11 protein-coding genes are annotated in these 13,777 nt (G+C 46.3%); 2 read left to right on the top strand and 9 right to left on the bottom strand.

What is annotated here, in order from left to right; all coding sequences use genetic code 11:
• Positions 1–4: 4 nt before the first annotated feature.
• The 5 genes from H509_RS0106975 to H509_RS0106955 form a co-directional block, all read right to left on the bottom strand.
• Positions 5–706 (bottom strand): response regulator transcription factor, encoded by a 702-nt coding sequence (locus tag H509_RS0106975; protein ID WP_028544457.1) that lies wholly within the window; start codon positions 704–706, stop codon positions 5–7.
• Between the two features lie 136 nt (positions 707–842).
• Entirely contained in the window at positions 843–2,723 is a 1,881-nt protein-coding gene (locus tag H509_RS0106970) for a stalk domain-containing protein (RefSeq protein ID WP_028544456.1), read from the bottom strand.
• 210 nt (positions 2,724–2,933) lie between these two features.
• Positions 2,934–3,641, bottom strand: coding sequence for a purine-nucleoside phosphorylase (deoD, locus tag H509_RS0106965; RefSeq protein WP_028544455.1), 708 nt, complete (start codon positions 3,639–3,641; stop codon positions 2,934–2,936).
• A gap of 89 nt (positions 3,642–3,730) precedes the next feature.
• Positions 3,731–4,393 carry a nicotinamide riboside transporter PnuC gene (gene pnuC, locus H509_RS0106960; protein WP_028544454.1) on the bottom strand — a complete coding sequence of 221 codons (663 nt, stop codon included), beginning with the start codon at positions 4,391–4,393 and terminating at the stop codon, positions 3,731–3,733.
• Positions 4,394–4,580: 187 nt separating this feature from the next.
• Positions 4,581–5,276 carry a Crp/Fnr family transcriptional regulator gene (locus H509_RS0106955; RefSeq protein ID WP_028544453.1) on the bottom strand — a complete coding sequence of 232 codons (696 nt, stop codon included), beginning with the start codon at positions 5,274–5,276 and terminating at the stop codon, positions 4,581–4,583.
• Positions 5,277–5,573: 297 nt separating this feature from the next.
• On the opposite strand from H509_RS0106955, the gene H509_RS0106950 reads away from it, so the two are divergent.
• Entirely contained in the window at positions 5,574–7,628 is a 2,055-nt protein-coding gene (locus H509_RS0106950; RefSeq protein ID WP_028544452.1) for a methyl-accepting chemotaxis protein, read from the top strand.
• Positions 7,629–7,708: 80 nt separating this feature from the next.
• Here H509_RS0106950 and H509_RS0106945 read toward each other — a convergent pair whose 3' ends face one another.
• The 3 genes from H509_RS0106945 to H509_RS0106935 are packed head-to-tail and all read right to left on the bottom strand — an operon-like array spanning position 7,709 to position 10,776.
• Positions 7,709–8,797 (bottom strand): Gfo/Idh/MocA family protein, encoded by a 1,089-nt coding sequence (locus tag H509_RS0106945; RefSeq protein WP_028544451.1) that lies wholly within the window; start codon positions 8,795–8,797, stop codon positions 7,709–7,711.
• Positions 8,790–9,752 carry an AraC family transcriptional regulator gene (locus H509_RS0106940; protein WP_028544450.1) on the bottom strand — a complete coding sequence of 321 codons (963 nt, stop codon included), beginning with the start codon at positions 9,750–9,752 and terminating at the stop codon, positions 8,790–8,792. The genes H509_RS0106945 and H509_RS0106940 overlap by 8 nt, the downstream gene beginning before the upstream one ends.
• A gap of 22 nt (positions 9,753–9,774) precedes the next feature.
• Entirely contained in the window at positions 9,775–10,776 is a 1,002-nt protein-coding gene (locus tag H509_RS0106935; RefSeq protein WP_028544449.1) for a Gfo/Idh/MocA family protein, read from the bottom strand.
• A 454-nt stretch (positions 10,777–11,230) separates the two neighbouring features.
• On the opposite strand from H509_RS0106935, the gene H509_RS0106930 reads away from it, so the two are divergent.
• Entirely contained in the window at positions 11,231–11,818 is a 588-nt protein-coding gene (locus tag H509_RS0106930) for a type 1 glutamine amidotransferase family protein (protein WP_028544448.1), read from the top strand.
• A gap of 113 nt (positions 11,819–11,931) precedes the next feature.
• Here H509_RS0106930 and H509_RS24505 read toward each other — a convergent pair whose 3' ends face one another.
• Entirely contained in the window at positions 11,932–13,629 is a 1,698-nt protein-coding gene (locus H509_RS24505; RefSeq protein WP_051286883.1) for a SulP family inorganic anion transporter, read from the bottom strand.
• Positions 13,630–13,777 lie beyond the last annotated feature (148 nt).

Genomic DNA, 13,777 nt, shown 5'->3' with positions numbered 1-13,777 from the left:
CCTCCTACGATGATTCCATTTTATAACCAATTCCCCACACCGTTTTAATGTACTGTGGATTTTGACTGTCCTTTTCAATTTTTTCGCGAATTTTGCGAATATGAACCATTACTGTATTTTTAGACTCCATAAAAGGCTCGTTCCACACTTCCTGATAAATCTTTTCCATGCTCAACACGATCCCTCGATTCATGGCAAGCATTTTTAGAATAGCAAATTCACGCGGTGTCAGCTTCACAGGGGTATCATCCACAGTAACGGAGTGTGTCGCTATGTTAATGATCAAATCGTCGATTTGAATTTCGTTATCGTCTTGATTCCGCGTCGCCTGATTAAACTGCTTGTATCTGCGTAAATGGGACTTCACTCTTGCAAGCAGGACGAGTGGATTAAACGGTTTCGTCACATAATCATCCGCACCGATGCTTAAACCTGTAATCTTGTCCATATCCTGGCTCTTCGCGGACAACATAATAATGGGAGTATTGTTCTCTTCTCTAATCTTCATACAGGCTTGAATGCCGTCCATTTTAGGCATCATGACATCCAATATAATTAAGTCCACACGGTTGTTTTGCAGCAGACTAAGCGCCTCTTCACCGTTAGAAGCTTGCAGCAAATGATAACCTTCATTTTTCAAATAGATTTGAATCAGCTCTATAATTTCTTTTTCATCATCGACCAATAAAATCGTTTCTCTAGCCATCTGTTTATCCCCTTTTTCGCATGTTCATTCCTTATCTGAAGAGATAATTCCGAGCAGATGCTGCTAACACACCATCAAGACGCCCCTTGTAAAAAAGAAGCGCCTTGATCACATCAGTATTCAGCTGTTCTTCAGACTATTGCTTCATTTCTGGCATAGGCAGGAACAGCATGTGAAGCGGCAGGTTGCTGCCGGAAGCTAACACAAAAGTAAACTTCACTTTCTCTGACTGGTTACCGGTCCGATATAATACACCAGCCTCGTCAGGATTCAGCAAAATGCTGTCCTCGGTCATATTAATGACCTGTCCATTCACTAGAAAAGCTCCTGCATAGTGGCCGCCACGGGCATTTAACGCTACGATCGTACGCGGGGCCACCTCCACCTCCATATTATAGAGTACACCTGTGTTACCAATATTAATCTCGTCTATCCCTGTAACCCGATCCACGCCATCTACAAAAATATCACTGGCGTTATCACCGATTATTAGCCGTTCCGGCTTCTCGCCGTGCAGTCCTTGTACTTCAACCGTCCGGTTCCCCTCACTGAATGTTCCGCGGACGTGCTTGCCGTCACGATCCATCATACTTAGCTGTGGCAGCGCTTTTAAAGGATCCTTGGTCGGGTCCAAAATGACAACCGAAAATTCCAGCTCCGCATCGGTACTAATGTCCGAGTAAGAGGTCATCGTCAGCCCTGGTTTAATTGGCGCTTTGCTGATGTCCGGCAGCACCACGACCGTTTTTCCTGCGGGCACCTTCATCGCGTTCACCTGCTCGCCTTTCGCGTAAGACCCTAAGTAACGAGATACCGCTACCTTGCCGCTAGTTGAGACATACTGTGTTGGCCCCCCCATACCAAAGGCGTCCAAAGTTAAGTTGGCATCCGTCTGATTGCGATTTGTCGCCAACAAATACACCGTCAAGTCCTGCTGAGAGCGATTCTGGTTATGAATATTAATGCGGAATTTCCCTGACAGGACATCGCGATAGGCAATACCCTCATCCCCTAGCAGGTGCTCTGGACTGTTGCTGCGTACAAATGTCATGGGGCTAGTCACGACATGATAGGGGACTGGCGTATAGTTCAACACCTCACCGCCAGCGACGGGAATTTTGCCGCCTTGTGGAGCGTACAACATCGCATAATCGGCCTGATTGTACAGCAAATCATCTGTAATACGTACAAACTTGGTTACCGTATGCTTAAGCCCATGCTTGTTCTGCACTTCTAGCGAAACTTCATGTATGCCTGCCTCAAAAAACGCGGGCTGCTTCCCTTTCCACGTTCGCTTCACAATCTCACTTTGCTCATCGTAGCTCATATCCTCGTATCGAATATGCTCTCCCTTGCGATACTCTTCCTTGTCAGTTTGAAACTGCGCTACAGGCGCCTTATACTTGACCACTTCGCTCACTGCCCACTCAAGCGTATAACTTTTGCCTACCCCCTTAAGTGTACTGTTAGTCAATTGGGCCCAGTTCTTCAGCGGAACCATCAAACTGCCTTTATAGTTAAAAATAGTTCCCGCAGCCGTAACAGACTTGCCATTTACAACGATGCTTTTCGAGTTCGGTTTGAATTGAAAGGTTTGACTGCCGCTCTTTGCAGTTGATTGTTTAGCCACTGCGTCATAAGTAAGCGTATAGTTATACTGAGCTGCCAAGCTTTTCAGCGGAGCATAAGCGACTCCCCCTCGGATTGTGATCGCTTGTGCTGCCTGCACCCTCTCCCCATTATGTACCATTTGACTGCTTTTGTCAGTCATTACAAGTACATTACGGCTAATCTCACTGTTGTCCATGATGCTTGCCTGAACACGCTGACTCCCCTCAACCGGCTGATCCTGATCGCCTGTAAGGAGGCTTTGATCACCGTTTACGCTAGTGACAGCCGGAATTTCTACCACCTCTCCTTCTTCTGCATACACCGCAGTGCTGAAAGTCGCTAGCTGCAAGGCTACCAAGGAGCAGGCTAATACTCCCTTGAATCCATTCGACACATAATTGTTCATTGATTACGTCCACTCCTTCTCGTCTAAGTCCATTCCTATGGACGGTGAATATAGGATATGACGTCTCTTAATGGAAAAGGTTTCTGGACTTAAGAGAATGATAAGATGTTAAGAAATTAATAAGATTTATAATAAAAAGAAAGGCAATTCTTCTGTCCACCGACGAAAGAATTGCCTTTACACATCGCTATATTAATGAGTGCTCACCAGTTACAACGTAATAGCGGTCTCCAAACCTAGACAGATCATATCATGAAGTGCTGTCTCACGTTGTTGAGCCGTTACAGTCTGGTTGGTCAGCATATGATCCGTCACCGTCAAAATCGATAACGCACGCGCATTGTACTTGGCCGCAACCATGTACAAAGCAGCCGTCTCGTTGTCGCTTGCCAGCACCTGATAGGCGGCCAGCTTCTCATACATATGCGCATTGCCATCATAGAAATGATCCTCCGTCATAACGAGCCCCGCTCGAACGGGCAGGTTCAGCTTGATTCCGGTGTCATATGCGGCTCTTAACAAGTCAAAATGTGCTGTCGGCGCATAATTAAAATTTTCAAACTCATGCTTAAACATCGCTGAGCTGGTGCATGCTCCTGTGCCTAGCACCAAATCCATATGCTTAATATCCGCATGATAAGAACCACTTGAGCCGATACGAATCAAATTGCGGACACCGTAGTCATGTGCCAGTTCAGTTGCATAAATGGACATTGACGGCATGCCCATCCCTGTTCCTTGAACCGATATACGCTTGCCTTTGTACGTACCCGTATACCCTAAAATGCCACGAATACGATTGTAGCAAACCGCACCCTCCAAATAGTTTTCCGCAATATACTTCGCACGCATCGGGTCTCCTGGCAGTAATATCGTCTCGGCAATATCGCCGACGCTTGCTTCAATATGAAAGCTCATCCTCTATTCCTCCTCTTTAGCCTATGTTGTCACTCTGAGCTGGTCAATCATGTCTTATAGAACAACGAGTCGCTAATAGAACATAGACCTTAAAAACCGGTACCTGTCGCCCCTTTACGGTGACGATTGACTTCATAATTTTGTCGCCATTCCAGCAAACCATCAATACACAAGAACAGATTGATAACCGCTAGCAAAATCATGACGTATAGTCCTGTTGAGAAGTACACCACAATAGAAATGGCGTTCATCAAAATCCACAAGTGCCAATTTTCCAATATCTTTTTACTGAGCAAATACTGCGCAACTAAGCCAATAACGGCGATTAATGCATCCAGATACGGATTGCTTGCATCCGTAAATTTAACTTGAATGTACGACCATAGTCCCCACGAAATTAAAATAATCGACGTCCAGATGACGTACCCCTGTATCGACAAGCGAATCGTCGGTGCGACGTCCTCTTCCCCTTTGTTCTTTACCCAGTAATACCAGCCGTATAGGTTAAATATAAGCTGCAAAGCCGCTAAAACAACCATCGCATATAAGCCATTGTCAAAGTAAATATACATAAAGCTCACGACTGCAATTGCACCGAATAGGAAATTAATTACTTTTTGTCTTGCCAGCAACCATACATTTACGACACCTACTACGGAAGCAAATATTTCGATATAGGAAGAATTTAAATAAATGCCCGCCCCTATACTGATCGCGCATGCGATTATGACGAACAAAGGATGCTTTACCATGTGCTTTACCTCCTGCATGAGTTTAACCTGCTGTTTGCTTACCATTTCTTTATATCTGCCCATTGGCCATGAAATGACAAGGCTTTCACATTACGCCAAACGAACTGTACTATCAAGTTAGAAACGACATGTTGTTTCTAACGAGGAACTATCTACTTCTTGTAGCCACAGCCTGTTCTCGTTTGATTTAAGAACGGCTCATTTGTTCCTCTAACCGCAATTGATCCATATTCTGAATACTGATCTCATGCTTGTGTAAGCTAATGATATGATGTTCCTTTAATTTCGATAAAATACGGTTGATGCTTCGAGGGGTTACAGCAAACTGTCTGCTAAGCTGCTGCTTATCGATTTGAATGATGATTGTCCCGTCCGTATTTTTCTTCCCCTCCGGTACGCAACTAAGCAGATAACTACATACCCGCTGATGCAGCGGATACAGATTATTGTCGCCCTCCTTCTTTAAAATGTCATATTGCAGCTTTAAAATGCTGCGAATAAAATACTCGTTAAAGTTACGGTCCAATTGCAGCCATTTCAGAAAATAGTCGCGCTTCAGCCCCATCAATACCACATTCGTAACCGCTTCCACATTACTCATAAAAGGAAGGCGGTCTACAATTTCTAATTCACCGATCATATTTCCAGCAGCATAAGTAGATTGGACGTATTTCTTGCCATTCTCCCCCACCACACTGATGTCAGCTATCCCATCAACAAGGATATAGAAACTGTCTTGTACGTCCCCCTGTGAAAACAATACAGTGCCCGCAGCATGCGTAGTAAGTTTCCATTCTCGCAATATTTCGTAGGGGCACTGCTTTAACATCGCATAAATGTGGTCACTTTGCTCCATATATTTAATCATTTGCTGCATCCCCATTTTGGACTCACCTCAAGTATATAGTTCAAGCCTCATTACCGTACAGGACCCGCGTCCGCTACACAACTAAAAGTTAACGTAAATGATTCACTTTTCGGTGTTTGTTTGGGACAACTGTCCTTTGCTCCTAGACGCTGTAACTCTGGACAGCTATTACTCTGTCCCCTCATTATCGTCAACATCAATATGATTATGGTTTATAAAAAATGTGTCGAAATAAATCAAATAATGTCGTATGATGAATTATATTTCATCATATATTGATGATATTTTACCATTCGTCAGGGGGAATACACCATGCTGCACAGCATACGAACCAAATTAATCGCAGCCTTTCTTCTCACCATTTTGATCCCCATTTCAACGATCGGCACAATCGTATATGTCACGACGCAGTCCCAGCTGTCGGACGACTTTGTCGAGACGACGAATCGCGAGCTCACACAAGTAGATAGCCGCATCGCCCTTTACTTTACAACCCTAAAAGAAAATGTACTTCTTTTGGCTAATGATCCCGTCATGAGCCAAGCCAAGGGCAGCATTACCACTTACGTTAACAATGCAAATAAATCCAAAAGCCATTCGTTAACGGCTGGCCCTGTAGAAGCCGCTATCGCAGCAGATTTTAAGCGATACATACAAGCACATCCAAAGACTTCTTCCGCATTTATGGGTACAGAGGATGGAGGCTTTGTAGTCTTACCAGACAAGGATATGGTCGCTAATTATGACCCGCGCCTTCGTCCGTGGTACAAGCAAGCACTTGAGCACCCTAAAGAGGTTATGACGACGGATCCTTACGTCTTATCTGGAACTGATACTTTTGCGATCAGCACCGTAACTGCCGTAAAGGATAAGCAAGGAGCCCCGATTGGAGTAGCAGGTGTAGATACGAGTTTGGAAGAATTAACGAAAGAACTAAGTGATATTAAAATAGGAACAACCGGTTACGTCATGCTTTTATTTAAAGATGGTACCATTTTGGCGGACCCGAAACATAAAGACAATATTTCCAAAAATGTAGCAGATCTGGACACGTTGGAGTTTGCTGCCGTCAAAAATATGGAGGCCGGAAAGTTTAACGTGCAGTTGGATCATACCGACTATGTCGCCAATCTGTTCACTTCCAAAACAACTGGTTGGAAATATATCGCTGTGGTGGAGCAGCAAGAGCTAGATGAAGGCGCTGAAAAGATCGGCTTTATTATTTTCCTGACTAGTACCATATTCGCGGTGTTAGCGGTAGCAGTTAGTGTAATGTTGTCACTTCGCATTACAAAGCCGCTCAACTTAGTTGTAGGCAGCTTAAAACGCATTAGCGAAGGCGACTTTACCGAGGAAGTGCCGGAACGATTATTAACACAAAAAGATGAAATTGGTGTGTTGGGCCGTTCGTTGCAAATGATGCAATCGTCCGTTCATACTGTAATTTTAGAAATTAAAAGTGCAGCAGCGAAGTTGAGCACTTCGTCAGAGCAATTAACCACCCACGTCGAGGATACGTCTAAGACGGTGAATTCTATCTCTTCTCGTTCTGAGGATGCTTCAGCAGGAGCAGAGAATCAACTGCGGGCTACAGAAGAGAGCTCACGTGCAATGGAAGAAATGGCGATTGGCATCCAACGCATTGCCGAGACCACTTCGATGATTGCGGAATCGTCTATAGATACAACTTTGCAAGCGGAGCAGGGCAATCAGCTCGTACAGCAGGCGGTGACGCAGATGACAGACATCGAAAGCTCTGTTCATCAGTCCGCCTCTATCGTAAACCAGTTGGGTGAGCGCTCACAAGAAGTGCAGCAATTTGCTGGAATTATTAAAAACATTGCTGCGCAAACTAATTTATTAGCGCTTAATGCGAGCATAGAAGCAGCAAGAGCAGGCGAACATGGCAGAGGCTTTGCGGTTGTAGCAGGCGAGGTCCGTAAGCTGGCGGAGCAATCTGCTGAGTCAGCTAACGAAATAGCACGTGTCATTGAACACGTACGCACAGAGACGGAACAAGCAATCGAAGCGATGGCTGCTGTAAGCTATAATGTGCATTCCGGTGCGGATAAAGTAAAGGAATCTGGTGAGGCATTTATGCAAATCCTGCGCCAGATTGGCAGTATCACCAACGAGATTCAAGAAGCTTCCGCAGTCTCGGAAGAAATGTCTGCCGGTTCTGAGGAAGTCGCTGCTTCCGTTGAGGATATCGCTAAAATTGCGAAATTATCGACTGGTCATGCCAAACAGATTGCTGCCGCAGCGCGTGAGCAACAAGCTGGAATGGGCTCGTTAACGGATGCCGCTGAAGAGCTTCATCAGATGTCACAAGAGCTGACCCAGTTGATTGAAAGATACAAAGTATAATCAAATCCTGTTTTGTATTAACTAAAGAAGGTGGAGCTGCTAGATGAGGCGCTCCACCTTCTTTTTATTTATGATATCGATCACAATATAACTGGTACTTTGATTTCAACTTCCCGCTTTAATGCAGCTGAGCGGAGGAATCCATCCACAATCGCCTGATTGTACAAAATTTCCTCGCCTGGTATCGGCGCCTGCCTGCCTTCCTGTATGGCCTCAACGAAGTCGCGCACCTTCTCCATAAACAAGTCTTTATTGTGTGCAATGATTGGAATCGGACTCTCTGTATGGTGTCCTTGAATGTCGTGATACATCGTAATCGAGCCTACGCTGCCGTCAAATACTCCGCCCCAAGGGCCCTTACTTGCTGGGGTCACCTTTAATCCTGCATCTGTGCCAAGAAACATCGTAGCCCCCAAAGAATCCATATGCATTGCCCATGCGATTTTAAAGTGTAACGTCAGATCGTTCTCGAACCGAATGAGCGCCGAGCCAAAGTCCTCTACTTCAAATGCATGCGCCTGTGGATGATATTTCGGATTTGTCCCAAAGTGATTAGACGCAAAGGCTGACACCGTAATCGGCTTCGGATTACCGAGCGCACTTAACGCCATGTCCAGTGAATAGCAGCCAATATCCGCGATCGCACCCGCTCCGGCAAGCGACTTCGTTACAAAGGTACCGCCTGGCATCCCCCTGCGGCGGCCACCACCAGTCTCAACGTAATATACGTTGCCAAGCTGGCCGGACTGCACCAACTGACGGATCGTAGCCATGTTCGGATCATACCGAGGCTGAAATCCTACATTCAGCATTCGCCCTGTTTGCTTCGCAATCTGCACCATCTCCACGGCTTCATCCAGCGTCACCGACATTGGCTTTTCCAGCATGACGTGTGCTCCAGCCTGCAAGCTGTCTATTGTTGTTGCATAATGTGAAGCATTAGGTGTGCATATACTTACACCATCCAGTTCCTGCTCCAGCAATTGACGGTGATTCTCATATGCTTGAGCTTGCGTAAGTCCCCATTGCTCAATGAACTGCTGTGCCCGTCCTGGTGCTATATCTGCGACTGCCACAATCTCAACACCCTCAATTGCTTGATAGCAGCGGGTGTGGGAACCAGCGATACCCCCGCTTCCAATAATGCCGATCCGTAGCCGTTTACTCATGTGTTGTATCCTCCCCATTGTCGAGCCGCTCCTGTTTGCGGTATTCAGATGGTGTCATGCCAAAGCGTTTGCGGAAAACAGCGTGTAAGTAATTCCCATTCGAAAACCCTTCGCTGACTGCGATCTTCTCGATTGAATTCGCGGTCTCCTTGAGCTGTCGGCATACAGCTTCCAACCGAACGTCTTCCACAATACTCGAAAATGAACCTTTGTCATGATACGTTTTTAGAATACGTTGAAGCTGCCGCGAGCTAATGTTTAGCTTGTCTGACAAATCCTCCAGCGTGATCACACCCGCATAATTGGCACGAATATACTGTAGCGCCAACCGATAGCGAATAGCTTGCAAGTCATGCGAGGGCAGCATTACTGGTTCGTCGTCCATCTCAAAAGCGCGGACGGCTCGCAGTACAATTTGCAAGACGTTCTGCTTGATTGTCGTGTAGGAGCCGACTGTGTTGGCTATGCAAGCATGATACGCCTCCAGAAAACAAGACATAGCGCCATAAGTATCCATCGTTGGCACAAGCGGCAGCTTGTGCAGCTTCTCTACACATAAGCTGGAATCCGCAGCCTCCCAGCGGTCAACAGCAAGACTATCTTCTGGCTTCATTCCTGTCGTTCTGTCCACAATATCGATGTGCAGACACAGCTCATCCATCGCCTCTTCGGGATGAGCCTCCTGATAGTGCATAACACCAGGCCCCGTCAGGTAGAACATCCCTGCACTCAAATCGTACTCCCTTCCCCCCATCGCGACCTTGCCCCGCCCACGCGGGATGAAATGAAATTCAAATTCTGAATGCTGATGGAAGCCAACCGTCTTGCCTGGACCAAATGTCGTCAAATGAAATCGCAGCACTCTGATCTCGTAATGCCCCCAACGGATGTGCAAATCAAGCCGTTCCAGCGCCTCTTTCCGTTCACGCATGACATCAAATGGAAATGGATGCAAGCGGTCAGCCTCCTCTTATCCTCTACTCACGTGCTAGTTCATCTAACCGAATTAAACGCTGCTCTGTGACGGAACGGTTAGATGCCTCCATCAGTTTGGTCAGCTCGAGAGCGATCCCTATATTTTCGTCAGCCGTTGTATTATGCTGAATATGGCTTACCCATTGCTCAAACGCACTTTCACGGTCCGGCAGCAGCGGAAGTTCCTCCCAAGCCTGGCCCTCTTCCTGCCGTGTCGTGCACAGCAGCAGCTTTGCTTCTGGGGTGCCGTACAATAACGATCCTTCAGTTCCATGAACTTCGATCGTAAATGGAGAACATGCATTAACAAATCCCGCTTCGACGATGCCGACTGCACCAGACCAAGTTGACAATATAGATACAGCGTTGTCCTCCACCGCTTTACCCGTCACATAGCCATACTGTGCGGTTACATCTGTCGGTTCCTCTCCGAGAAACAGACGTGTCAGATACATCGGGTGGCAGCCAAGATCGATCAGCGCACCGCCCAAGCAATCCTCCAAGCTGTAAAAATGCTCCGGCAGCCAACCTGCAAGCGCACCATTATGAGATAAGCGCACGCGAACTTGCGTGACCTTACCGAGCAGCCCTTGATTCAGTACACGCTGAATCGTCAACGTATAACCATCATTTAATCGCGGCAAGGATACAGTCAGCTTAACGCCATACTCCTCCACCGCCTTCACAATCTCAAGAGCCTCTTGCAAGGTAGGTGCTAATACCTTCTCTGTGAAAATGTGCTTGCCTGCTCTGGCTGCTTGAATGATTACATCACGATGCATTTTGGTAGGCGCATCAACGATAACCGCATCAATATCACTTGCGAGCAGGTCCGCTAACGAATCGTAGAAGGGAACACCCAGCTGTTCTGCCGCCTTGCGTCCACGTTCTTGATCCTCATCCCACACTGCTGTTATATCGGTATCAGGATGTGCCTCCGATTGTTTCGTATAATCCCAGGCATGGACATGCCAATAACTAATTTTACCGATGCGAAGTGACATCTCAACCTCTCCTTATCACTATAGAATAATGACACTTGCCTACAATATATCATATTCACTGTACGATAATAGTTCAAAATGACGACATCATATCTATAAAATAACGACATTAATGTTAGAAGAAAATAAAGTATTTTCTTAGTGCTTTGGTTAAGTTAAGGAAGTTTAAAGCACTACCTGCTTCTCGCGTATGTGCTTTAATTAATAATTGGAAGTGGTAATATTAGGAGGAGGACGTAGCCCAAGGCTTTCTTTGTGATCGATATTTTGTATTGCTTATTTTCAATAAACATCCCTCAGTCCATTAATCCATTCCGATCTTTACATATCTTATCTTTACAATAAAATAATGTCGATCGTCCTTTGACTGACTATAGCTGTCAGCAAAGGTAGCTTATACTATGTACAGTTTATTAGGTTCTTAAATTAGGGAGGTACACAAATGGGGACGAATATTCGCAAAGTACTGCTGTTTATTACAGATGGATTTTCCGATTGGGAGGCCAGCTACGTTACAGCCGAAATAAACAAGCCTTCTACAGGCTATTGTGTTAAGACGATTGCGATAGATGCAGAACCTAAAACATCTATGGGCGGACTCAGGGTGCTGCCAGATTACATTCTGCCAACTTACGTGCCTGACGCTGATGTAGCTATGCTCATCATCCCAGGCGGCACAGGTTGGCGGGAGAAGCAGAATCAACAGGCTTCTATACTCGTAGATTTCTGCTTCAGCCAAGCTATTCCAGTAGCCGCTATTTGCGATGCGACCACTTTCCTGGGTCGTTATGGCTTTCTGGATCAGCACAAGCATACAAGCAATTCATTAGCTTATTTGCAAGAAGCGGCGCCAGATTATAAGGGCGAGCAGCATTACATCGAAGCGCAATCCGTCCGTGATCGAGATGTAATAACAGCCAACGGCACAGCTGCCGTGGAATTTACTAAACATATTTTAGAACTGTTGCAAGTGTACAAAGATGAGCAGCTAGAAGAGTGGTACACAATTTTTAAACATGGATTGTACCAGGGTACTGTTTAAATAAGGAAATGTGCATTCCTCATTAGCCTCTAGCTCATTACGATGTATACGAAACGAGAATAAGCCAGCACTCGCAGCGCTTGTTATTACGCTGCGGGCACTGGCTTATCCATTTATGACCCTGATGAAGCTTGCTTGGAAGGCACACCCACAGCTATGCCCAAGCTTAGGCTCTCACACTCTTGAAAGGCATGCTGACTGCACGCCTTACATGCCTGCTCGTTAACTAGCTGCGTCGCCACTTCGATAGCTTTGTTTGTTTGCTCGAAGAAAGCACCCGCTCCAATGATGGTATATAACCCCGAACGCTTTAATATCGCGAGCGGCTGCGGCTGTATTCCCGAGATAAGCACCTTTGTGCCCTGTTTCTGCAACGTACGCAGCCCTTCCTTTAGCATCTTAGCTCCGGTCATATCCATATAGGGAGCTGAAGCCATTCTAATAATAACGGCCTTGGGCTTGCGTTCAATCGCTTCGTCAAGACCTGTAGTAAACATACGCGCCACCCCGAAAAATAGGGGTCCGTTCACTTTATAGATCATAATCTGTGGACAATCATGGTCTTGATCTACCATGTGTGTTCCCAGCTTATGCTGCTCATCTTCAAGGTCCGGCAGTACCTGTGATACTTGAAAGGTATCTCCTGCACGCTTCACGAACAGGATGATCGCCATTAACAAGCCGACCTCTACTGCAACAGTAAGATCTGCCAGGACGGTTAGCAAAAACGTAATGACTAGCACAAGCGAATCCCCTGTACGCGTAACTAGCAAATGAGCAAATGCCTTGCGTTCGCTCATGTTCCAAGCGACCAGCATAAGCACGGGCGCCATCGCGGCCAGTGGAATCGCCGAAGCATAAGGGGCGCACAGCAATAATACTAGCAGCACAACGATGCCATGAATAATGCCGGATATAGGGGATACTGCTCCGTTTTTAATATTAGTCGCTGTGCGGGCGATCGCGCCAGTTGCCGGAATGCCGCCAAATAAGGGCGTAATCATATTGGCAATGCCTTGCGCACGCAACTCTTTGTTGCTGTCGTGGCGATCCGCCGTCATCCCATCAGCTACAACAGCCGACAGCAACGACTCGATGCCCCCGAGCATCGCAATTACTAATGCTGGCTGTAGCATGCGCACCCAAGTCTCCCACGACAAGTCGGGCAAACGAAAGCTGGGCAGCGTATTCGGAATCTCACCGAACGTCGAGCCAATCGTTGCTACCTGACCCGGAAATAACAGTGCAGCGGCGATACTTGATCCGATCAAGCCAACAAGTGCGCCGGGAATTTTGGGCAAGTACCGCTGCACCAATAAGATAACGAAGAAGCAAATGATGGCCGTAAGTACACTATACCCGTTCCATGTACCTGCATGGATCACAAGCTCCTTCATATTGGATAAGAAATGTTCGTGTTTCACGAGCCCCGTCAGTCCGAATAGATTGCCTAGCTGCCCCGTAAATATTTGAACGGCAATTCCAGCTGTGAAGCCAATCGTCACGGAATGTGGAATGTATTGGATAAGCGAACCTAACTTGAATAGCCCCATCATATAGAGCATAATCCCCGCTAAAATACCTGCTATCAACAAATTGTCGTATCCATAGGTCATCACAATACCTAACAGGATAGGAATAAATGCACCTGTCGGGCCTCCGATCTGGAATTTGGAACCTCCAAGCAGCGATATTAAAATTCCTGCAATAATGGTTGTATAAATCCCATACTCTGGCTTGACTCCCGACGCAATGGCGAACCCCATTCCTAACGGAATAGCGATCACCCCTACAACTACCCCTGCGAGCATATCCTTGCGGAATGCTTGCAACGAGTATGATGCAAACCGACCTGCCTGTTTCCTTCTCACATGCACCCTTCTTCTTTCATTGATGTATTTTGAAACTTTTCTTTAACAAAAACCTATAACAGTATACGCCTCTGACTCTAACCTTACA

The sequence above is a fragment of the Paenibacillus taiwanensis DSM 18679 genome (assembly GCF_000425125.1).
GTDB lineage: Bacteria > Bacillota > Bacilli > Paenibacillales > Paenibacillaceae > Paenibacillus_B > Paenibacillus_B taiwanensis.
The sequence above is the reverse complement of the archived record's forward strand: the minus strand, read 5'-3'. Positions and strand labels throughout refer to the sequence as shown.